Origin of the sequence: Dactylosporangium sp. NBC_01737, from assembly GCF_035963215.1 — a bacterium.
Taxonomy (GTDB): domain Bacteria; phylum Actinomycetota; class Actinomycetes; order Mycobacteriales; family Micromonosporaceae; genus Dactylosporangium.
In genome coordinates this window covers 13,622,677-13,644,087 of record NZ_CP109153.1, presented here as the reverse complement: position 1 = coordinate 13,644,087, position 21,411 = coordinate 13,622,677, and the positions used below count along the sequence as shown (strand labels likewise).

21 protein-coding genes and 2 pseudogenes are annotated in these 21,411 nt (G+C 71.2%); 13 read left to right on the top strand and 10 right to left on the bottom strand.

Going from position 1 to position 21,411, the window contains the following annotated elements; genetic code table 11:
* Window positions 1-110: 110 nt before the first annotated feature.
* Window positions 111-1,271, top strand: coding sequence for a xylose isomerase (xylA, locus tag OHA72_RS63125; protein ID WP_327005564.1), 1,161 nt, complete (start codon window positions 111-113; stop codon window positions 1,269-1,271).
* Window positions 1,272-1,314: 43 nt separating this feature from the next.
* Window positions 1,315-2,742, top strand: a complete 1,428-nt coding sequence (gene xylB, locus OHA72_RS63120) for a xylulokinase (RefSeq protein ID WP_327005563.1) — start codon at window positions 1,315-1,317, stop codon at window positions 2,740-2,742.
* Between the two features lie 581 nt (window positions 2,743-3,323).
* Here the strand turns inward: xylB and OHA72_RS63115 are convergent.
* From OHA72_RS63115 to OHA72_RS63100, 4 genes are all read right to left on the bottom strand, one after another.
* Window positions 3,324-3,584, bottom strand: coding sequence for a DUF4235 domain-containing protein (locus tag OHA72_RS63115; protein ID WP_327005562.1), 261 nt, complete (start codon window positions 3,582-3,584; stop codon window positions 3,324-3,326).
* Window positions 3,581-3,970, bottom strand: a complete 390-nt coding sequence (locus OHA72_RS63110; protein WP_327005561.1) for a DUF3618 domain-containing protein — start codon at window positions 3,968-3,970, stop codon at window positions 3,581-3,583. The genes OHA72_RS63115 and OHA72_RS63110 overlap by 4 nt, the downstream gene beginning before the upstream one ends.
* Complete coding sequence (locus tag OHA72_RS63105; protein ID WP_442788802.1) at window positions 3,967-4,401, bottom strand: phage holin family protein; 435 nt, start codon at window positions 4,399-4,401, stop codon at window positions 3,967-3,969. The genes OHA72_RS63110 and OHA72_RS63105 overlap by 4 nt, the downstream gene beginning before the upstream one ends.
* Before the next feature lie 112 nt (window positions 4,402-4,513).
* Window positions 4,514-6,067: an MFS transporter gene (locus OHA72_RS63100; RefSeq protein WP_327005559.1), complete on the bottom strand. Its 1,554-nt coding sequence runs from the start codon at window positions 6,065-6,067 to the stop codon at window positions 4,514-4,516.
* Between the two features lie 403 nt (window positions 6,068-6,470).
* Between OHA72_RS63100 and OHA72_RS63095 the strand changes: the two genes are divergently transcribed.
* The 3 genes from OHA72_RS63095 to OHA72_RS63085 all read left to right on the top strand — a co-directional run bounded on the left by OHA72_RS63095 (window position 6,471) and on the right by OHA72_RS63085 (window position 8,778).
* Window positions 6,471-7,304: a TetR/AcrR family transcriptional regulator gene (locus OHA72_RS63095; protein WP_327005558.1), complete on the top strand. Its 834-nt coding sequence runs from the start codon at window positions 6,471-6,473 to the stop codon at window positions 7,302-7,304.
* Window positions 7,301-7,855: a hypothetical protein gene (locus OHA72_RS63090; RefSeq protein ID WP_327005557.1), complete on the top strand. Its 555-nt coding sequence runs from the start codon at window positions 7,301-7,303 to the stop codon at window positions 7,853-7,855. The genes OHA72_RS63095 and OHA72_RS63090 overlap by 4 nt, the downstream gene beginning before the upstream one ends.
* A 95-nt stretch (window positions 7,856-7,950) precedes the next feature.
* Window positions 7,951-8,778, top strand: coding sequence for a DUF1028 domain-containing protein (locus OHA72_RS63085; protein WP_327005556.1), 828 nt, complete (start codon window positions 7,951-7,953; stop codon window positions 8,776-8,778).
* Between the two features lie 9 nt (window positions 8,779-8,787).
* Here OHA72_RS63085 and OHA72_RS63080 read toward each other — a convergent pair whose 3' ends face one another.
* A complete protein-coding gene (locus OHA72_RS63080) occupies window positions 8,788-9,798 on the bottom strand; it encodes a LysR substrate-binding domain-containing protein (protein WP_327005555.1) in 1,011 nt (336 codons plus the stop codon).
* Window positions 9,799-9,945: 147 nt separating this feature from the next.
* Between OHA72_RS63080 and OHA72_RS63075 the strand changes: the two genes are divergently transcribed.
* Window positions 9,946-11,385 (top strand): aspartate aminotransferase family protein, encoded by a 1,440-nt coding sequence (locus OHA72_RS63075; RefSeq protein WP_327005554.1) that lies wholly within the window; start codon window positions 9,946-9,948, stop codon window positions 11,383-11,385.
* A 120-nt stretch (window positions 11,386-11,505) separates the two neighbouring features.
* Here the strand turns inward: OHA72_RS63075 and OHA72_RS63070 are convergent, their stop codons facing one another.
* Together OHA72_RS63070 and OHA72_RS63065 are read right to left on the bottom strand one after the other, a co-directional pair.
* Complete coding sequence (locus tag OHA72_RS63070; protein WP_327005553.1) at window positions 11,506-12,192, bottom strand: response regulator; 687 nt, start codon at window positions 12,190-12,192, stop codon at window positions 11,506-11,508.
* Entirely contained in the window at window positions 12,182-13,642 is a 1,461-nt protein-coding gene (locus OHA72_RS63065; protein WP_327005552.1) for a GAF domain-containing sensor histidine kinase, read from the bottom strand. Before OHA72_RS63065 ends, OHA72_RS63070 begins: the two co-directional genes overlap by 11 nt.
* Before the next feature lie 88 nt (window positions 13,643-13,730).
* Here OHA72_RS63065 and OHA72_RS65435 point away from each other — a divergent pair.
* The 5 genes and pseudogenes from OHA72_RS65435 to OHA72_RS63045 form a co-directional block, all read left to right on the top strand.
* Window positions 13,731-13,829, top strand: a pseudogene (locus OHA72_RS65435) (hypothetical protein); the annotation flags it as partial.
* Window positions 13,830-14,033: 204 nt separating this feature from the next.
* Complete coding sequence (locus tag OHA72_RS63060; RefSeq protein WP_327005551.1) at window positions 14,034-14,555, top strand: SDR family NAD(P)-dependent oxidoreductase; 522 nt, start codon at window positions 14,034-14,036, stop codon at window positions 14,553-14,555.
* 146 nt (window positions 14,556-14,701) lie between these two features.
* The gene (locus OHA72_RS63055) at window positions 14,702-15,715 is read left to right on the top strand and encodes an S-adenosylmethionine:tRNA ribosyltransferase-isomerase (protein WP_327011929.1); all 1,014 of its coding nucleotides are present in this window, start codon (window positions 14,702-14,704) and stop codon (window positions 15,713-15,715) included.
* Between the two features lie 46 nt (window positions 15,716-15,761).
* Entirely contained in the window at window positions 15,762-17,225 is a 1,464-nt protein-coding gene (locus OHA72_RS63050) for an HNH endonuclease signature motif containing protein (RefSeq protein ID WP_327005550.1), read from the top strand.
* A gap of 467 nt (window positions 17,226-17,692) precedes the next feature.
* A pseudogene (locus tag OHA72_RS63045) lies at window positions 17,693-17,923 on the top strand (hypothetical protein); the annotation flags it as partial.
* A gap of 210 nt (window positions 17,924-18,133) precedes the next feature.
* Here OHA72_RS63045 and OHA72_RS63040 read toward each other — a convergent pair.
* Together OHA72_RS63040 and mug are read right to left on the bottom strand one after the other, a co-directional pair.
* A complete protein-coding gene (locus OHA72_RS63040; protein WP_327005549.1) occupies window positions 18,134-18,607 on the bottom strand; it encodes a VOC family protein in 474 nt (157 codons plus the stop codon).
* Window positions 18,608-18,690: 83 nt separating this feature from the next.
* On the bottom strand, window positions 18,691-19,311 hold the full coding sequence (gene mug / locus OHA72_RS63035) for a G/U mismatch-specific DNA glycosylase (RefSeq protein WP_327005548.1): 621 nt from the start codon (window positions 19,309-19,311) through the stop codon (window positions 18,691-18,693).
* A 57-nt stretch (window positions 19,312-19,368) separates the two neighbouring features.
* On the opposite strand from mug, the gene OHA72_RS63030 reads away from it, so the two are divergent.
* The gene (locus tag OHA72_RS63030) at window positions 19,369-19,785 is read left to right on the top strand and encodes an ester cyclase (protein WP_327011928.1); all 417 of its coding nucleotides are present in this window, start codon (window positions 19,369-19,371) and stop codon (window positions 19,783-19,785) included.
* 93 nt (window positions 19,786-19,878) lie between these two features.
* Entirely contained in the window at window positions 19,879-20,298 is a 420-nt protein-coding gene (locus tag OHA72_RS63025) for a RidA family protein (RefSeq protein ID WP_327005547.1), read from the top strand.
* A 70-nt stretch (window positions 20,299-20,368) separates the two neighbouring features.
* On the opposite strand, the gene OHA72_RS63020 is transcribed toward OHA72_RS63025, so the two are convergent.
* Complete coding sequence (locus tag OHA72_RS63020) at window positions 20,369-21,070, bottom strand: pentapeptide repeat-containing protein (protein ID WP_327005546.1); 702 nt, start codon at window positions 21,068-21,070, stop codon at window positions 20,369-20,371.
* Window positions 21,071-21,411: the final 341 nt, after the last annotated feature.

The window sequence follows — 21,411 nt, the reverse complement described above, 5'->3', positions numbered from 1 at the left end:
CGGGATACGTGGGGTAGGCACGCTCCAGTTAGTTCCGATATTGAACTAACCCCGTCAGGCGGCGTAGGGTGCTAGACGTCCGCCAACGAACACCCCGCTAAGAGGTACTCATGAACGATTACCAGCCCACCCGCGCCGACAAGTTCTCGTTCGGGCTGTGGACCGTCGGCTGGCAGGCCCAGGACGTCTTCGGCGGCCCGACCCGCGCCCCGCTCGACTCCGTCGAGGCCGTCCACCGTCTCTCGGACCTCGGCGCGGCCGCCGTCACGTTCCACGACGACGACCTGTTCCCGTTCGGCAGCGACGACGCGACCCGCGATCACGCCATCGCCCGGTTCAAGGACGCGCTGAAGACGACCGGCGTGCGCGTCGAGATGGTCACCACCAACCTCTTCAGCCACCCGATCTTCAAGGACGGCGGCTTCACCTCCAACGATCGCGCGGTCCGCCGCTTCGCGATCAAGAAGGTGCTCCGCAACATCGACCTCGCCGCCGACCTCGGCGCCGAGACCTACGTGCTGTGGGGCGGGCGCGAGGGCGCCGAGTCCGGCGGGGCCAAGGACGTCGCGGCCGCGCTCGACCGGTACCGCGAAGGGCTCAACCTCCTCTGCGCGTACGTGCGCGACCAGGGCTACGACATCCGCTTCGCCCTGGAGCCCAAGCCGAACGAGCCCCGCGGCGACATCCTGCTGCCGACGATCGGTCACGCCCTCGCCCTCATCTCGACCCTCGACGAGCCCGACCGGGTCGGCCTCAACCCCGAGGTCGGGCACGAGGAGATGGCCGGGCTGAACTTCGCCCACGGCATCGCCCAGGCCCTGTGGCACGGCAAGCTGTTCCACATCGACCTCAACGGCCAGCACGGCCCGCGCTTCGACCAGGACCTGCGTTTCGGCGCCGGCAACCTGCGCGGGGCGTTCTGGACCGTCGACGTGCTGGAGACCGGCGGCTACACCGGCTACCGGCACTTCGACTACAAGCCGCCGCGGACCGAGGACTACGACGGCGTGTGGGAGACCGCACGGGCGTGCATGCGCAACTACCTGATCCTCAAGGAGCGGGTCGCCTCGTTCCGCGCGGACCCGGAGGTCGCCGCGGCGCTCGAGGCGGCGCGGGTCAACGAGCTGTCCGAGCCGACCCTCGGCGAGGGCGAGACGATCGAGTCGCTGCGGGCCGAGGACTTCGACGTCGAGAAGCTCGCCGCCCGCGGTGGGGCGTTCGAGCACCTCGACCAGCTGGCGATGGAGCACCTCCTCGGAGTCCGTTCGTGAACCGTGCGGTCGCGGGCCGTGCGGTCGTGAGGGGAGCGGCGGCGTGAGCAGGCGGCTGGTGGCGGGCGTCGACACGTCCACCCAGTCGACGAAGGTGCTCGTCTGCGACGCCGACACCGGTGAGGTCGTGCGGGAGGGTCGCGCCGGGCACCCCGACGCGACCGAGGTCGACCCGGCGCACTGGTGGCGGGCGTTCGGCGAGGCCACCGACGGTGCACTGCTGGACGGCGTGGCCGCGATCGGCGTCGGCGGGCAGCAGCACGGCATGGTGCTGCTCGACGAGGCCGGCGACGTCGTCCGCGACGCGTTGCTGTGGAACGACACGCGGTCCGCCGGCGCCGCCACGGACCTCATCGCCGAACTGCCCGGCGGGGCCGCGGGCTGGGCCGACGCGACCGGGCTCGTGCCGGTGGCCAGTTTCACCGTGACGAAACTGCGGTGGGTCGCCGAGCACGAACCGGACAACGCCGCCCGCGCCGCGAGCGTCATGCTGCCGCACGACTGGATCACGCACCTGCTGCGCGCCGACCGGAACCCTGAAACGGCGCACGGAGGACCGACCACCGACCGTGGGGACGCCTCCGGGACGGGCTACTGGTCGCCGGCGTCCGGCTCGTACCAGCCGCAGCTGTTGCGGCTGGCCTTCGGGCGGGATCTGGCCGTGCCGCGGGTCGCAGGGCCGGCCGAGGTGGTGGGTGAGACCGTCGCCGGTGCCCTTCTTGCGCCGGGCACCGGCGACAACATGGCCGCCGCGCTCGGTCTCGGCCTGCGCCCCGGTGACGTCGTGGTGTCGCTCGGCACCTCCGGCACCGTCTTCGGCGTGTCGGAGCGGCCGGTCGTCGACATCAGCGGCACCGTCGCCGGGTTCGCCGACGCGACCGGCCGGCACCTGCCGCTCGTCGCGACCCTCAACGCGGCGCGGGTCCTGTCGACCGTCGCCGCGCTGCTCGGCGTCGACCTGTCCACATTGGACGAGCTGGCACGGTCGGCGGCGCCGGGTGCGGGCGGGTTGACGCTGCTGCCGTACCTCGACGGGGAACGCACCCCGAACCTGCCGGACGCCCGCGGCCTGCTCAACGGCATCACCCGCGGCAACGCCACCCCGGCGAACCTGGCCCGGGCGGCGGTCGAGGGCATGCTGTGCGGGCTCGCCGACGGCATCGACGCGGTCCGGGGTCTGGGGGTGCCGGTCGAGCGGGTCCTGCTCATCGGTGGTGCGGCCGCCTCCGCCGTGGTACGCGAGATCGCACCCGCCCTCTTCGGGGTACCGGTGAGTGTGCCGGACCCGGGGGAGTACGTCGCGCTGGGCGGCGCCCGGCAGGCCGCGTGGGTGCTCGACGGCGGCGCGGAGCCTCCCGCCTGGCGGGTGCCGGGGACGGCCACCGCGGCGGAGACCCTGGCACCGCCGGTCGGGGAGACCCGCAAGGTGTACGCCGATGTCCGGGACCGGGCGCAGGCGCTGCTGCGGTAGGTAGGTGCCGGTGCACGGGGTGTTGGTCGTGCAGCGGGGCGCGGGAACTGCGCACGGGCGTTGGTGAGGCGTCCGGTGCGGTGGCCGGGCCGGGATGTTGTTGGGGCGTCCCGGCCCGGCCTTTGTCCGGCCGTTGATCGGGTTGCCTGGGCTTGGGCTTGGCGCGTGCTCGCTTGGGCTTGGGCTTGGGCTGGGCGCTGGATCCGGGGCTGGGTCCGGGATTCGGCGTTGACGAGGCGGTGGGTGACCCTGTCTGGGGTTCCGGTGCCGGGCCGTCCGCCCGACGGCCCGGCACCGGACTCCCGCGCGCCGGTTCCGCTCCCTCGTGCGGCGCCGGCGCTGGATCACGTTCGCAGGTCAGACTCTGGGGCCGCCGTGTTGCGCGGGACGGTTCCGGTACGGGAGTGCGTGCGTTGCCGGGGCGGGTCGGGTGACATCGCGTCCACCGGCCGTAGGACACGAAGAAGGGCCGCCCCGCATTGGGGAGACCCTTCTCACGCTTGTCGTCGGCTGCCGCCGGCTCCGGCTCCGGCTCCGGCTCCGTCACCTGCTCCGGCTCCGGCTTGATCAGGCCAGGTTTGTCAGTCGGGCCAGTCGCCGGTGATGCGGCGGACGCCTGCCGCGCCGCCACGGTCGATCGCGGCCTTCACCACGGCGAAGATCGCGCCTTGCAGGGCGGCTGCGGCGAGGACCTCGCCCCAGCCGTACTCCCGCGAGGTCGCCTCCGGGGCGTCGTCCTCGCCGGAGAGCCGCTTCCAGATCTGCTTGAACACGATCCCGGCCGCGACACCACCGGCGACGCTGAACGCGATGCTGAACGGCTTGTACAGGATCTTGTTCACTCGTACCCCTTCCGGTACCCGATGAGCGCCGCGAGGATCAGCAGCCCGGACGCCACCACCCAGGGCGCCGGACGGTCCCGGACCGACTGGACCATGCGGTGCAGCGAGCGCTGCACGGCCTGGCGCGGGTGGGTCCGCAGTTCGCGACCGGCGTACGCGGCGTTGACCGCGACCTGCTCCACGCCCTCCCGCATCCGCAGCTTCGCCGCCGTCACCGAGGTGGAGACGGCGTCCTGCGCGCGGGACTTCATGTCCGCCTTGGCCGCCAGGGCCTCGACGGTTTCGCCGAGCCCCGCACGGGTCCGGGCGATCTCCTGCCGGAGCGCCTCCGGATCGGTGGGGGAGGCGTGGCCGTTGTGGCCGTTCTTCGACTCGGTCGCCGTCATCGGTGCCCCCGGTCCTTCACGGAGTGGGTAATCGTGTCGATGTCCGCCTTGACGCTGGCGACCGCGTCCTGCGGCACCGGCGGCCCGGCCTTGCTCACCTGGGACTTGCCGAGCAGCGCCAGGATCCCGGCGACGGCCAGGAGGACCACGCCGACCAGCAGCGCCGACAACCACGCCGGCATGACCGCCGCGAGGGCGATGATGGCGGCGGCGATCAGAGCACCTACGCCGTAGAGCGCGACGAGGCCGGCGCCGCCGAACATGCCGACGCCCCGCCCGGCCCGCTTGCCCTTCTGGGCCAGCTCGACCTGGGCGAGCTTCAGCTCGTCGCGCACCAGGGTGGAGACCTGCTCGGCGGCCAGCTTGACCAGGTCCGCGGTGGAGCGGTGGTCGGTGGCCGGGGTGGTCGCAATCCCGGTGCTCGCAACCACGGGGGGTTGCACGCGCGGCGCGGTGGCCGGCCGGTCGTTCACGGTGTACGTCATGGCTTCTCCTCTCGCCCGCATGTACCTGTTTCCCCGTGAACGCCGGGGTTAACCCACGTCACGCCACTGGTGCGGACACCTCCGGGCCGGTCACGGCCACCCTCTGGGGGTGGGGTCCATCGGTGGCGGGCTCGTCAGTGGTGGGTTCTTCAGTGGTGGGTTCTTCAGTGGTGGGTTCTTCGCGGGCGCGTTCCGGTAGGAGGAACGACAGGGTGGCGGCGAGGGCGAGCAGGCCGAGCTCCAGCCACAGCACGTGCCGCAGGCTCGTGTCGAAGGCGCGGCCCAGGTGCTGCGGCTGCGCCCAGGCGAAGAAGGCCGTGCCGAGCGTGGCGACGCCGATCGCGCCGCCGACCTGCTGGGCGGCGGTCAGGGTGCCGGACGCCGAGCCGACCTCGTGCTCGTCGACGGAGGCCAGGACGATGTCGAAGTACGGCGCCATCGAGCAGCCCATGCCGATGCCGAGCACCAGCAGGGACGGCAGCAGCGCCACGGACGACACGGGGCCGTCGGTGGTGGTCAGGGTGACGAGCAGCGCGACCACGCCCGCGGCGAGCACGGCGGTGCCGCCGACGAGGAGGCGCCGGCCGCCGAACCTGGCGCTCAGCACGTGCCCGGCGACCGCGCCGACGGCTGTGCCGAACGCCCACGGCGACTGGGTGAGACCGGCGCGCAGCGGGGAGAAGCCGAGGCCGAGCTGCAGGTAGACGCTCAGGATCAGGGTCAGGCCCATCAGTCCCGCGAAGAAGATCAGGCCGACCAGCAGGCCGGCGGTGAACCGTTGCTTGGCGAGCAGGCTCGGCTCGACGAGCGGGCTGCGGCCCGTGCGGTGCAGGCGCTGCTGGTACCGCTGAAACACCCGGAACATGGGGACCGACAAGGCCATCATGGCCCACGTCCACCAGGGCCAGCCCAGCTCGCGGCCCTGGACGAGGGGGAAGACGAGCAGCAGCAGCGAGCCGCTGAGCAGGACCGTGCCGGTCAGGTCGAGCCGGAGCCCGGCGTCGGCGCTGCCGGGTGCGGGGCGGGGCAGGATCAGCCAGGCGCCGATCAGTGCGGCGATCCCGACGGGCAGGTTGATCAGGAAGATCATCCGCCAGCCTGTGCCGAAGAGGTCGGCGTCGACGAGGACGCCGGCGAGGATCGGGCCGCAGACGGCGGACAGGCCCATCACGGGGCCGAACGCGCCGAACGCTGCACCGAGCTTGTCCGGCGGGAACGCGGCCTTGATCAGGCCGAGGCCCTGCGGGATGAGGACCGCGCCGGCGAGGCCCTGCAGGATCCGGAACACGACCAGGGAGACCGGGCCGGGTGCGACGGCGCACAGCAGGGACATGAGGGTGAACCCGGCGGCGCCGGCGAGGAACATGCGGCGGCGGCCGAAGATGTCGCCGAGCCGGCCACCGGTGACCAGGCCGACCGCGAAGGCGAGGGTGTACCCGGCGGCGAGCCACTGCAGGAACGCGGTGCCGCCGGCTCCCTGGCTTGGGCTGGTCAGGGCTGGGCTGGTCAGATCTGGGCCGATCAGGTCGGCGCGGATCGAGGGGCCGGCGATGGCGATGATCGTGGCGTCGAGGAGGTCCATGACCTCGGCGGCGAGGACTACTGCGAGCACGGCCCAGCGCCATCGGTACGGGTCGGGCGGCCTGGTGCCGGTGTGGGCGGGCGTGTTCAGGGTCGCTGTGTCAGGGATTGTCGGGTTTGGGGTCGCCGTGTCCGGTGCTGCGGATTTCGAACGCTGTTCGTTGGTCACGAACACCGTTCTACTTACGAACACTGTTCGTGTCAAGTAGGATTGGCGGGTGCCAGCCCGAGCCGTTTCCGAGCCCAGCCAGGTCAGCGCTGCCAGCCAGGGCAGTACTGCTAGCCAGGGCAGTGCTGCTACCCAGGGCAGTGCTGCTACCCAGGGCAGCGCTGTCGGCCAGGGCGGTGCTTCGCCCGAGGCGGGACTGCCGGCGCCGCCGTGGCGGACCCGGCGGAAGGCGCCGGTCGCCCGGCAGCCGCTCAGTGCGGAGGCCGTGATCGAGACCGCGCTGCGGCTCGTCGACCGGGACGGGCTCGACGCGCTGAGCATGCGGCGGGTGGCACAGGACCTGGGCACGGGGGCGGCGTCGTTGTACGCGTACTTCGCGAACAAGGACGAACTGCTCGAGCAGCTGCTCGACCGGGTCATCGGCGAGATCCCGCTGCCGGTGGCGCACCCGCCACGGGCGGATGGTGATCAGGCAGGAAATCAGGCGGGTGATCAGGCAGGGGACTGGGCGGCGGTGGTGAAGCGCAGCTGCTGGGACAGCCGGGCGGTGTTCCTCGCCCACCGGGACCTCGTCAAGGTCGCCCGCGCCAACATTCCCGTGGGTCCCAACTCGCTGCGGTACACCGAGGCGATGCTGGCCGTGCTCCGCGGCGCCGGTATCCCGGACAAGATCGCCGCTTGGGGCATGGATCAGATGTCGCTCGTGATCGTCGCGGACGCCGTGGAGTCCGCGATCCACGCCAGCCACGGGCGCCAGACGGAGGCGGACGCGGAGCCGTACCTGGCGCAGGTCCGCGAGTACTTCGGTTCGCTGCCCGCGGACCGGTTCCCGAACCTCGTCGCGATGGCGCCGGCGATGACGGAGGGCAGCGGCGACGAGCGGTTCGCGTTCGCGATCGACCTGATGGTCGACGGGCTTGCCCGGTACGCCGGTGGGACGGACCCCACCGGCGGGGGTGGCGCCGGCCCCGCTGTGCTTGAGTCTGCTGTGCTTGAGTCTGCTGTGCTTGAGTCAGTTGTGATTGAGTCAGCTGTGTTTGAGCCGGTGGCTGCTGAGTCTGTTGGGGCTGTTGCGGACGGGGACGGGGACGGGGTATGACGGCGATCGTGGGGTTGGTGCACACCGGGACCGTGTACATCGGTGGGGACAGTGCCGGCGCGTCCGGCTGGAGCCTCACGGTCCGGGCCGACAGCAAGGTGTTCCACAACAACGGCTACCTGTTCGGGTTCACCACGTCGTTCCGGATGGGGCAGCTGATCCGGTACGCGCTGAAGCCGCCGAAGCCCGTCGGTGACATCGAACGGTTCATGGCGACCCGGTTCATCGACTCGGTCCGTGAGGCGTTGAAGACCGGCGGATGGGCGCGCCGTGACAGCGAACGCGAGGAAGGCGGCACGTTCCTCGTCGGGGTGAAGGGGCGGCTGTTCACCGTCCACGACGACTACCAGGTCGCCGAGGCGGCCGACGGGTACGCGGCGGTCGGCGTCGGTGACGAGATCGCGCTCGGGGCGCTGTTCGCGACCGCGGGGTCACGGATGGCGCCGCAACGGCGGGTGGAGGTGGCGCTGCGGGCGGCGGAGCGGTTCAGTGCGGGAGTGCGGGGGCCGTTCGTCTGCCTGTCCCAGCCGCCGAGCGCTCTGCCGTCCTGAAGCTGCCGTCCTGAGCTGCCGTCTTAGGCTGCGGTTTCGAGCTGCCGTGCTGAGCTGCTGCGGTTGTGGCGGGTGGGTCCGTTACGGTGGGCGCCATGACGTTCTCGATCGTGGGGCGGTCCGTTGACGGGTTGTCGCTCGGTGTCGCCGTGGCCAGCAAGTTCCTTGCCGTCGGGGCCGCCGTCCCCGCCGCCGAGGCCGAGGTCGGGGCGCTTGCGACGCAGTCGTTCGCGAACCTCGCGTACCGGGTCCAGGGCCTCGCGATGCTCCGCACCGGCACGAGCGCCGCGGACACGATCGCCGGGCTGACCGCCGCCGATCCGGGGCGCGCGACCCGGCAGCTCGGCGTCGTCGGGCGGGAGGGCTCCGGAGCCACGTTCACCGGCGACGAGTGCTTCGCGTGGGCCGGTGGCGTCGCCGGGGACGGGTACGCGATCCAGGGCAACATCCTCACGGGGCCCGACGTCGTCCGCGACATGGAGACAGCCTGGCTCGCCGACCCCGGCGCGTCCCTCGCGAGGCGCCTGCATGCCGCGCTCGCCGCGGGGGACCGGGCCGGCGGGGACAGCCGCGGGCGGCAGAGCGCCGCGCTGCTCGTCGTGCGCCGGGGCGCGGGGTACGGCGGGCTCAGCGACGTCGAGGTGGACCTGCGCGTCGACGACGACCCCGACCCGGTGACGCGGCTCGGCAGCTTGATGAGCCTCTGGGAGCTGTACTTCCAGAAGCCCGACCCTGCGACCCTCCTGCCGCTCGCCGGTGCCCTCGCGGACGAGGTGACGGAGCGGCTCACGTCGCTCGGCTTCGCCGACCTGGCCGGCTGGGCCGGTGTGGAGAACCTGGAGGAGCGCCTCGTCGACGGTGCCGTCGACCTGCACGTCCTGGCCCACCTCCGCGCGGCGACCCCGGACGTCGCCACGACCTGACGCCTATGGTCAGCCCGAGGCGTTGCCCCGGGCACGCACGGTACGGCGGAGCGCGTCGACGACCGCGACGATCGAGGCGCGCCCCGCTGAGCTCCTGCGGACGGCGGCGGTGATGCGCCGGCGCATCGGATTACGGAACGAGCGCGCCGCGACCCGGTATCGGCGGTCGACGGCGAGCTCGGGCAGCAGCGTCACGGACAGTCCGGCCTCCACGTGGGCGAGCAGAGGACCGTAGGACGCGAAGAACCCGGCGACCTCGGGCTCGAAGCCGGCCCGTCGGCACGTGGACGTCACGAGATCGAACGTCCACGTGCCGGGGCGCTCCACGCTCCAGCGGTCGGCTGCGAAATCGGCCAGATCGGCGGGCCCGGAGGGCGGCGGGCGGTCGCCACCGGGCGGCTGGGCCGTGACGAGCATGATCTCGTCGGTGGCGAGCAGGGTGTGGACGACGTCGGGCAGGATCGGGGCCGAGCCGGAGGCGGACGCGACGTCGTTGTCGGCGTTGTCCGCGGTACTGATGGTGCCGGCCTTGGTGCCGGGCTTGGTGCTGGTGCTGGTGCCCAGATCCGCGGTGACCACGACGTCGCATTCGCCGCGCTGCAGGGCCGCGACACTGTCGGCGGGGTCCAGCTCCCACACGGTGACCCGCAGCCGCGGATGCTCACGGGTCAGGTCCCGCACCGAGTCCAGGACGAACGTGTTGAGCGCACTGGTGAACGCGCCCAGACGGACGCCGCCGGCCAGCCCGCCCTCCGTGGCGTCGAACGCGGCGAGCTCCTCGTGCGCGGCGTCCATCTGGTCGAGGATCACCCTCGCGTGCCGGACCAGGGCCGCGCCGGCGGGCGTGAGCCGCAGCCGGCGGCCGGCGCGTTCGAAGAGCCGGGTGGCGGCCTCGCGTTCGAGGATGGACAGCTGCTCGGACACGTTGGACGGGCTCAGCCGCGCCGACTCGGCGACGGCCCGGACGGTACCCAGGCTCTCCAGCAGTGTGAGCAGCCGGAGCCGCCATGGGTCGAGCATGTGGTGCGCTCCTCTGCTTTTCGGTGCTGTGCTGCTGCCGATGCTGTGCCGTCGGTGTTGTGCCGTCGGTGCTGTGCGGTTGTTCCGAACAGTATGTGCGGGATGATGCGCTGGAACCTGACAATGTGCTCGCCTACGGTCGATCGCATGGCTGACACCGAGTTCTGGCAGGACGTGCGGCGGCACGTGGTGCGGTACGGAGGGGCGTTCACCCCGGAGATCATCGATCGGGCCGAGGGAAGCTACGTGTACACCGAGGGCGGCCGGCGGATCCTGGACTTCACGTCCGGGCAGATGAGCGCGATCCTCGGCCACGCCCACCCGGAGATCGTCGCCACCGTCCGGCGGCAAGTCGGGACGCTGGACCACCTGTTCAGCGGCATGCTGTCCCGGCCGGTCGTCGAGCTCAGCCGGCGCCTCGCGGACTCCCTGGACAAGGCGGTGGCCGGCCTGCCGGCTGCTCAGAGCGGTGGCGGCTCTGTCGGCAGCGGTTCTGTCGGCGATGGTCCTGTTGGTGACGGTTCTGTGGACGGCGGTTCTGTGGGTGGCGGGCCGCTGACGAAGGTGCTGCTGCTGACCACGGGGGCGGAGTCCAACGAGGCCGCCGTGCGGATGGCGAAGCTCGTCACCGGCGGGCACGAGATCGTGTCGTTCGCCGGCTCGTGGCATGGCATGACGCAGGCCGCGGCCGCGGCGACGTACAGCGCCGGGCGCAAGGGGTACGGGCCGAACGCACCGGGGAACATCGCGATCCCGACGCCGAACGCGTACCGGCCGGACTTCACGACGCCCGACGGCGGTCATGACTGGCGGCGGCAGCTTGACCTGGCCTTCGAACTCGTCGACGCGCAGTCCGTCGGGAGCCTCGCGGCGTGCCTGGTCGAGCCGATCCTCAGCTCCGGCGGGGTCATCGAGCCACCGGTCGGCTACTTCGCCGCGCTGCACCGCAAGTGCCGCGAGCGGGGCATGCTGCTGATCCTCGACGAGGCGCAGACGGGGCTGTGCCGGACCGGCACCTGGTACGCCTTCCAACGCGACGGCGTCGTCCCCGACATCCTCACGCTGTCCAAGACGCTGGGCGCGGGACTGCCGCTGGCCGCGGTCGTCACCAGCGCCGAGATCGAGGAACGGGCCCATGAGCGCGGGTACCTGTTCTACACCACGCACGTCTCCGACCCGCTCGTCGCCGCGGTCGGCAACACCGTCCTCGACGTGCTCGAACGGGACCAGCTCGACCTGCGGGCGGGGGTCCTCGGCGCGCGCCTGCGCGAAGGGTTGCTGGAGATCCAGCGCCGTCATCCGATTGTCGGCGATGTCCGGGGGAGGGGGCTGCTGCAGGGCATTGAGCTGAGGGGCGCTGTTTCGGCTGGCGCTGTTTCGGCCGGTACGGCCTCGGCCGGCGCTGATCAGGTCGGTGCGGCGGTGACTCGCCGGTGCCTGGAGCTTGGACTGCACGTCAACGTGGTGCAGTTGCCGGGGATGGGTGGGACGTTCCGGATCGCGCCGCCGTTGACCAGCACTGATGAGGAGATCGGGCTGGGTCTGGAGATGCTGGACCAGGCGATTGGGGACGTCAGTCCGGGCTGAGGGCGGGTCTGGCCTGCGGGCCTGGTGGCTGTGGGACTGACAAGCTGCGGGACTGACAAGCTGCGGGACTGACAAGCTGCGGGACTGACAGGCACGGCTGGGTTCGACTGGGTTCTGTGATCAGTCGAGGCCGGAGCGGACGGCGTACAGGGCGGCCTGGGTGCGGTCCTGCACGCCGAGCTTCGTGAGGATCGCGCTCACGTGGGTCTTCACGGTCTTCTCCGCCAGGCCGAGGGCGCGGGCGATCTCACGGTTCGACCGGCCGCGGGCGACCTCGGCGAGCACCTCCCGCTCCCGGGCGGTCAGGTGCGCGGACTCCGGCGGCGGGCCGCTGTCGGCCAGCAGCCGCGCGACATCAGGGTGCAGCAGTACGTGCCCGGCGTGCACGGCGCGGATGGCGGCGGCGAGGGCGGGTGGGTCGATGTCCTTGTACACGTACCCGGCGGCACCGGCCCGCATCGCAGGAAGGACGGCGGACGGGTCGGTGAAGCTGGTGATGACAAGCACCTTCGCGGTGCTCGCGGGTCGGAGCCCGGCGGGGTCGGTGCCCGGGGGTGGGAGCCGGTTCGGCTGGTGGAGCGCGTGCAGGGCCTCGACGCCGTCGCCGCCTGGCATCTTGAGGTCCAGCAGTATCACGTCCGGGGACGTTGCGTCCGCCGCCGCGACGCAGGAGACGCTGTCGTGGGCCTCGCCGACGACAGCGATGTCGTCCTGCAGGTCGAGGAAGGTGCGCAGGCCTTGCCGTACCACGGGATGGTCGTCGACCACGAGCACCCTGATCGGGGTGGAGGCTGGGTCAGCAGCCACCGGGAACCTCCATGGTGACGGTTGTGCCGGTGCCGGGCCTCGATGTGACCGTCAGCCTGCCGCCGACGCTGCGGGCGCGTTCCCGCATTGACGCGAGCCCCAGCCTGCGCTGGGCGGCGGCTCCTGAGCTGCCCGCGCCCGTCTTGTCTGGGGTCGTTGTGCTGGCATTCGCTCTGCTGGTCGTCGTACTGCTGGCATGCGTACTGCTGGCATGCGTACTGCTGGGACTCGTTCTGTTGGCATTCGTCTGGCCGGGCCTTGTCGAGCCGGCTTCCGTGGTGTCGAAGCCGGTGCCGTCGTCGGTGATGCGGAGGGTGAAGCCGCGACCTGAGCGGCGCAGGTGGATGTCGACGTGGCGGGGATCGCCGTGCCGGAGGGCGTTGTGGAGGGCCTCCTGCGCGACTCTGTACGCCGCTTCCTGGCGCTCCTCCGACAGCTTCGGCAACTGGTCGCCGGTGAACCGGATCCGGGCGGCGTGGACCCGGTCGAGCAGTTCGGCTTGCCGCTGCAACGCCGTGGCCAGGCCGTCGCCGGCGAGGTCCGCGGGGCGCAGACCGACCACGATGGACTTGAGCTCGGCGGTCGCGTCGGCGGCCAACCTGCGTACCGTGTCCAGTTCGGCGACGGCGCGCTGCGGGTCGCGGGTCACCAGGGCGGAGGCCGCCTCGGCGGTGAGCCGGAGGCTGAAGAGTTTCTGCGTGACCGCGTCGTGCAGCTCCCGCGCGATCCGCTGGCGTTCCTCCACGATGGACAGTTCGCGGCTGCGCTCGTACAGGCGGGCGTTGATGATCGCGATGGCGGCGTGGGCGGCGAGCAGGCGCAGCAGCTCCTCGTCGTCGGCGTCGAAGCCGCCGTGCTGGCGGGGGTGGTGCCGGTCTCCTGCGGGCTGGACTGCTGGTAGCCGGTCTGCTGGGGACTGGTCTGCTGGGGACTGGTCTGCTGAGGGCTGGTCTGCTGGGGACTGGTCTGCTGAGGGCTGGTCTGCTGAGGGCCCGTCTGCTGGGCGCTGGTCGGCTGCGGGCTGGGCTGGGGTTGGGCGGCGTTTGTTGGCGAGGAAGATCTCGCCGAGGATCTCGTCGCCGTCGACGATCGGCATGCCCAGGAAGTCGACCATCTCCGGGTGCGCGGACGGCCAGCCTTCGAACCGGGGATGCGTGCGGATGTCGGCCGACCGGACCGGACTCGGGTCACGGAGCATCGCGCCGAGCAGGCCATGCTGGCGGGGGAGTGGGCCGATCGCCCGCCACTGCGCGTCGGAGAGACCATCGGCGAGGAACTCGCGGAACGAGCCGTTGCCGTCGGGGATGCCGAGCGCCGCGTACTCGGCGTCCAGGAGCCGCCGGGCGGCGGCGACGATCGTCTGGAGGACCTCGCGAACCGACAGGTGCGCCGTGACGGCCAGCACCGCCGCGCTGACCTCGCGCAGTTCGTCGCGATCACAGGCGGCCATGCTCCGACAGTACCGACGCCGAGGCATTTCGCACTTCGGCTCTTGGACTTAGGACCAAAGACCTGGGCGGTCACCCGTCTGCGGCCCGATGGCAGCGGATCAGGCGCTGCATAGCGTCGGGGACATGCCAACTGCGATCATCACCGGCGCCTCCCGGGGGCTCGGACGGGCGATCTCCACCGCACTGGCGACGGCCGGCTGGACCGTCGTCGTCGACGGCCGGACCCTGGCGCCAGGCTCTGCTGGATCCGCGGCTTCTCCTGGATCCGCAGGTTCTCCTGGTCTTGCTGGTTCTCCCGGATCTGCCGGTTCTCCTGCAGGGCCTTCGGGCGGGCCGCTCACGGGCAAGCTGCTCACGGGCGGGTTACCCACCAGCGATCTACCGGCCGGAGTGATCAGGGTTCCTGGCGACGTCACTGACCCCGCGCACCGCACGGCGCTCGTCGAGGCGGCGCTGGCCACCGGCCGGTTGGACCTGCTCGTCAACAACGCCGGCATTCTCGGGCCGAGCCCGCAGCCGCCTCTCGCGGACTATCCACTCGCGACACTCCGTGACGTGTTCGAGGTCAACGTTGTTGCGCCGCTCGCGCTGACTCAGCTTGCATTGCCGGCATTGCGTAAGCACGACGGGGCTGTCGTCACCATCACGTCCGACGCGGCGGTCGAGGCGTACGCGGGCTGGGGCGGGTACGGCGCTGCCAAGGCTGCCGCGGAGCAGGCGAGCAACGTGCTCGCGGTCGAGGAGCCGAACCTGCGGGTGTGGTGGGTCGACCCGGGTGACCTGCGCACCCAGATGCACGCCGAGGCGTTTCCCGGTGAGGACATCAGCGACCGGCCGCTGCCGGAGACGGTGACGCCGGCGTTCCTCGAACTCGTCACCACACGGCCGGCGTCGGGGCGGGTGCGGCTGTGACGGCGCTGGAACTCAAGATGAGCCATCACGGCAGGTCACCGTCTGGATTTCCTGCGGATCGTGCACCAACTGAGCCACCGGGTCCTGTGTCCCCGGGTCCTGTTCCTCCGGGTCCTGTGTCCCCGGGTGCAGCGTCTTTGAGAGCTGTGCCTACCGGTGCGGGGTCGCTGGATTTCGTGTTGCCGGCGGCGCTGGAGGCGCACGAGCCGCCCGAGGCGCGGGGGACCGCCCGCGACGGCGTGCGGCTGCTCGTCGGGCAGGGGACCTCGGTCACGCATCACCACTTCGCCGAGCTGCCCGATCTGCTGCGCGCCGGTGACCTGCTGGTCGTCAACACGTCCGGCACGCTGCCCGCATCCGTGTCGGTCGTCGATACGCGGTTGCGGGTCCACTTCTCGACCAGGCTTGCCGACGGACGGTGGCTCGTCGAGCTCCGCGGCGCCGACCTCGGCCAACATCCGGGCAGGCCCGGGCCGCTGCGGCTGCCCGGTGGCGGCACGGTCACGCTCGAGGAGCCGTACTCGCGGGGGAGGTTGTGGTTCGCGTCGGTCCGCACCGGCACCCCGGTCCTCGAGTTCCTGCACCGGTACGGGCAGCCGATCCGCTACCCGTACGTGCGGCGGCGGTGGCCGCTCGAGGCGTACCAGACGGTGTTCGCGACGCAGCCGGGCAGCGCCGAAATGCCGAGCGCGGCGCGGCCGTTCACCGACCGTGTCGTCACCCGTCTCGTGTCGGCGGGCGTGCAGATCGCGCCGCTGGTCCTGCACACCGGGGTGGCGTCGCCCGAGGCGCACGAACGCCCGTACCCGGAGTGGTTCCGCGTGCCGTCGAGCACCGCGCGGCTCGTCAACGACGTACGAGCCGCCGGTGGCAGGGTTGTCGCTGTCGGTACCACGGCGGTCCGTGCTCTTGAAACGGTCGCCGGAGGGGACGGCCGGGTCGTCGCCGGTGAGGGCTGGACCGACCTGATCGTCACGCCGGACCGTGGCGTCCGAGCGGTCGACGGGCTGCTCACCGGCCTGCACGAGCCGAAGGCGTCCCACCTCGACCTGCTCGCCGCGGTCGTCGACCGGGACCTGCTCGCCCGGTGCTACGCCGAAGCGGTCCGGGAGGGGTACCTCTGGCACGAGTTCGGGGATGTGAACCTGTTGTTGCGGTGAGTGACGGGCGGGGGATTGTGTCGGTGGGTGGGGTTAGGTTCGGGGCATGGGTGAGAACGGGGTGGTCGGTCCGCTGACCGGCGTTCTCGCATCGATGGCCGTCCTCAATCCTGAGACACTCGACGACCAGTCGGTGCGGGAGTCCCTGCTGTCCATGCTCGAGTGCGCCAACCAGCTCGACGCGGTCATCGCCCGTTTCACCCGTACGTTCGACGACAGGAATTTGTTCCATCAGGACGGTTACAACAAGACGACGTTGTGGCTCGAGGCGTATGCGCGGCTGTCAGGTCCCGCCGCGAGCGCCAGAGTCCGCGCCGCCGGGATCACCCGGTTGCTGCCGAAACTCGAAGCGGCGTTCGTCGCCGGCGAGGTCGACGCCGAGCACGTCAACAGGATCGGCCTGACCGCCGAGCGGGTCGGTGACGACGTCGTGCAGGACGCCGAGGACATCCTCGTTCCGCTCGCGAAGATCGTCGACCCAGACACGCTCCGGTCGGCGTGCAACTACCTGCGTGACGAGGCCCTGCGGGACAAGTCGACGCCACCGGACCGGCAGCATGCGCGCCGCGGCGTCACCGTCAGCCGGATCAACGACATGTGGCACCTCACCGGGCTGCTCGACGCGGAAACCGGGACGCTGCTGCGCAGCGCGCTCGACGCGTTCAGCCCGGCGCCGATCCAGGGCGACAACCGCAGCCCGGCGCAACGCCGGCACGACGCGCTCGCAGACCTGCTCAACACCGTCCTGCGAAACGGCCAGGCCCCGGCGAGCGGCGGACTCCGGCCGCACATCGGGCTGCTGATGCCGGTGCGGCGGTATGTCGACCTCCACGATCACACCACCCGCAGCGGCCGCAGCGGCGAACCCGCAGCCTCGGACGAGCCGTCTGCAGCGTCCTCTGCAGCGTCCTCTGCAGTGTCCTCTGCAGCGTCGCTTGCAGCGCCATCCCCGGGTGCATCGCCGGCGCAGGGGGTTGACGAGACGCAGTTCTTCCCGGCGCCTGCGGACGGCAACGAACCGGCCGTCATGGACGGGTGGGGTCCGATCCCCGACGATTTGGCGGCCAGACTGAGCTGCGACGCCATCCTCCAGCCGCTGCTGCTGCACCCCGACAACGGACTGCCGCTCAAGCTCGGGCGGGCGTACCGCAACACGCCACCCGCGCTCCGGCGGGTGCTCGCCGCCCGCGACCCCGAGTGCCGGTGGCCCGGCTGCAGGATCCCCGCGAGCTGGTGCGACTCGCATCACCTGCGCGAATGGGTCCGCCACCACGGTGACACCGAGGTCGGCAACCTGGTCATCCTGTGCCGGTATCACCACGTGTGCGTCCACGAGCGCGGGTGGGCGATGGACCGTGACCCGGTCACCGGGTGGATCACGATCACCCGGCCTGACGGAAGGCCGTACGAGCTGGGACCGAGCAGACCGAAGGTCGACGGGTTCCGGCGCGGCGGCGGCCGGCCACCACCCGATCGGGAGGCCAGCACCCCCGACCCGCCACCGGAATGACGGTGCATGCGGGCTAGGGTCGCGGGATGACGATGCGGTGGTCGGACTCTTCGGCCGGTGACGTCACGGCCGCGCTGGAGGAGTTCGTCCGCAGGATCGCGGTGTTCGACCCGCCTCCCACCCGTGTGCAGGCCCAAGGCCCGGAAACCGAAGTGGGGTACAACCCTGCACATGCCGCTGGGGACGGGCCTGGGTACGAGCCTGCGCACGTGCCGGACGGTGGTGCAGATTCCGGGTGGTCCGAGTGGGCCGGTGCTGGCGGCGGTGCCTCGGGTGGCTCAAGTGGTGGCCTCGGCGGTGGCGCAGATGGCGGCCCGGAGTATGGCTCGGGCACTGGTCCGGCCAGCGGCTCGAGCGGCGGCACGGGCACTGGTTCGGGCACCAGTTCGGGCAGTGGTTCGCGCGGTGCTTCAGGTGGTGTCGAGCTATGGGTCGACGGTGGGGCGGCGGTGCGGCTCTCGCCGGGGGTGGCGCGGGCGTTCGTGGAGGCGCTGCGGGCGTACCAGGACCCGCGGGACCGGGGGTCATGCGACCACTGCGGCGGGCCGAGGCTCGACGGCAACTTCGTCTGCGCGGACTGCGGGCAGCCGAGCGGACTGTTCGGCCAGTTGCTCCGTGAACGTGCCGCCAGGTACGAGGGACCCGCAGGCGAGCTCGGCGACACGCCGGCCGGGTGCCGGCGGCCCGGGTCGCTGTAGCGCGGCAGCACGAGGCGTACCGTCGCTCGCGGCCAGTGGCAGCAAGCCGCGGATGAACCGGCGCCAGAACGGCGGACACGGCTGAGGTAGCCACCGGTACCGGATGATCGCTGCTGCAACGTAGGCGAAAAGCCGTGTCAGCTGCACGCCGAAGGAGCGCCGGACCAGGCCGACTGGAGTCGAGGTGGCGCCCACCGGTCCGTGGCTGGTTCAGCTCGTCCGTTGCTCATCGTCCGCCATGCTTGGTGAGACGCCCGGTGAGCTGCCCGGCGGCGGTGCCTGGTGCATGCGCAACGGGGACCGGTCACCCACCAGCCACAGGTGGCCGAACGGGTCGAGGAAGCCTCCCTGGCGATGAACGCCCCACGGCGCCTCGTGGTCGCGGATCTCATCGACGCTGCCGTCGGCGCCCGCGGCCACGGCGCGTTCGATGAAGGCGTCCGGATCGTCGACGAACACCTCGACCCGCACCGTTCTCCCCTGTACGGCGGCCGGCGTGTCCCAGCCGTTGTTCTCCGGCTCGCCCAGGAAGAAGGGGGCGCTTCCGACGGTCAACCCGACCACTCCGCCGAGGTTCCACAGCTCGGTGGCACCCAGCGCCCGCGCGTACCATCGGGCGGCCACGGTGGCGTCCGGCACGGCAAGCATCAGCGAGATCACGGGACTATGCGGTTCGTGGATCATCGTCGGTCTCCTCCGCCTCGGGTACGTACCCTTTTGCGCTGTGGTCGAGTCTGCCACCTGGGCGGCCTCGGTCAGCGCCTCGGTCAGCGCCTCGGTCGCTGGTCTTCCGGCGCCTCCCGTGCGCCTCCCGCGCTCTTTGAGTGTTCCGTGGCTGCTCGGAGCGCGGCGAACTCGCTCGCAAGACCGTCGAGCGTGAAATGGGCGTTGAGGCCACTCGGGTTCGGCAGGATCCACAACCGCGCGCCACTGAACTTCTGCTCCTGCGGACCCACGTGGACCCGTTGCGCGCCGAACGCCGTGCGGAACGCGGTCACCCCGAGCACCGCCAACCAGGCGGGTGAGAACCGTTCCACCTTCTCCCGCAGGATCACCCCACCGGTGGTCAGTTCATCACGGGTCAGTTCGTCGGCCCGCGCGGTGGCACGGGCGGCGAGGTTGGTGATGCCCAGCCCGTACCCGATGAGCAGGCCCTGCTCGTCCGGGCGCAACTGCCGCGGCGTGAAGCCGCTGCGGTGCAACGCCGGCCAGAACCGGTTGCCGGGGCGGGCGAAGTGATGCCCGGTCGCCGCGGACCACAGCCCGGGGTTGATCCCGCAGAGCAGGACGTCGAGACCGGGCGCGATGACGTCCGCGAGCAACTTGTCCGTGGCTGCGGCCAGATCAGCACGGCTCGGTCGTACACCCCGGTTCAATGTCGACGCCATGCGGACAAGGATGCCAGGGGTGGCCTCGGCGACCGGCACAGTGGACGGGTGGAGACCATGTACACGCCGATGGACCTCGATGCCGTGCTGGCGCTTTGGGATGAGCCGGTCGACGACCGTGCCGATCCGGCCGCCGACTTCAGGAGGTTCTACGCCGACCCGGTGCCGGTCAACGGCACTCCGATGACCGCGGACGACCTGGTGGCTCGTGCCCGGGCGTTGCAGGTCGCGTTCGCGGATCGCCGCACTGAACTGGTGCACCGGGTGGAGACCGCCAGTCGGTTGGTGATCGGCTTCTACATGCACGTCAGGCACGTGGGTCCGTACGTCACACCCCTCGGACGGGTCGAAGCGACCGGCCGCCAGTTGAAGATCAGAGTCAACGACATCCTCGCCGTCGAGGCTGGCAAGATCACCGACATCTGGGTGATGTCCGACGATGTCGATCTGATGCGTCAGCTCGGCCAGCTCTGATCAACCGCCGCCGCCCACCCCTTGTCGCTGACCCGTGCTGCCTACCCAGGCCGCTTGGCCCTGGGCCGTTGGTGGTCCACTACCGTGAGCGGCATGGGTGAGCGGCGGTTGATCTCCAGTGGTTCGACGTTCGAGCGGGAGATCGGATATTCGCGGGCGGTCGTGGACGGTGACTGGGTCCACGTGTCGGGGACCACAGGCTTTGACTATGCGCAGATGACGATCTCGGACGACGTGGTGGCGCAGGCGCGGCAGTGCTGGGCCAACATCGACGCGGCCCTGCGGGAGGCCGGTGCCAGCGTCCAGGACGTGGTGAGGGTGCGGTACCTGCTGCCGGACGCCGCCGACTTCGAACCCTGCTGGCCGGTGCTGCGTGAGTGGCTCGGCGACGTGCGTCCGGCGGCGACGATGCAGGTGTGCGGACTGTCGGACCCGCGGATGCGGATCGAGATCGAGGTGACCGCCCGCCGGTCGGGCAGCCGCGTCGCACCGGGTCTCGGCTGGCCCCGATAGGTCTGGCCGGATAGGTCTGGCCCGGTAGGCGTTCGGAGGGCAGGGAACACCGCTTCCGCGTGGTGCAGCGTCAGGTCCTGCCGCCGGGGGTGTCGTCCGTGCTGCGCCCGTCCGAGACCGTGATGTTCAGGGCGGCGGCGAGCGTGTGCGACAGCGCGATCAGGTCGCCGGTACTGATGGTGGCGCCGGCGAAACTGGTCACCCCGCCGATGCCGGAGAGGGCGCAGTCGGTCAGCCGGGCACCGTCCATGATCGCGGCGGAGAACTGTGCCCCGGTCAGATCGCAGCGGGCGAAGGTGGCGCCGGTCAGGTCGGCGCCGGTGAAGTCCGCGCCGGCCAGGTTGCAGTCCTCGAACAGGACCGCCCCGAACTTGGTCGCGCGGAACACCGACAGGTCGATCCGGCAGTCGCGCAGCGTCACGTCGCGGAGCACCCCGTCGAGCCACTGCAGGCCCGTCAGTCTCGAGTCCTTGACCGCCACCCGGAGCAGCGACGACTGGTCGCCGTGCAGGTTGGCGAAATTGGAGCTTTCGACCAGGCAGTCGGTCAGTGACACCTTGACGAAGGAGGAGCCGCTGAGGTCGGTACGGTTGAAGCGGCACTGGTCGAACTCGGCGCCCTTGGCCGATCGTCCGGTCAGGTCGAGGTCGTAGAAGCCGAGCCCGGTGTAGGCGCCTTCGTCGCGAAGGTCGTCCTCGTCGACGGTCGCCAGTTCCAGGGCCTTCGGTGGCCTGGGCTTCGCGGGCACGGCGGGTCTGCTCGGGGAGGGCATGAGTGTGACGTTAGTGGCAGGAGTGACGATCTGCCGAGAGTCCTTCGGTCTCATACCGGCGAATTCCACCGTCCAGGAAGTCCAGGTGGCGGAAAATCACCGGGCAATCGCGGCGACGCGTGCCTATCCTTGCGAGCGTTATGTCTGACGTGCCCCAGCCCGACCACCTGACCGAGCCCCGCAGCGAGGCCAGCGGCGGGTCCCGTACCAGGTCCGGTGGCGACTCCGCCCACCGGCCTTCCGTCGATTTGTCCATCCGGGCGGCTGCTGAGCAGGCCGTCGGCGTTCGTGATGCTGCCCGAGCGTCTGACGACGGTGACCCAGTAGCGACAGTTCCGGTG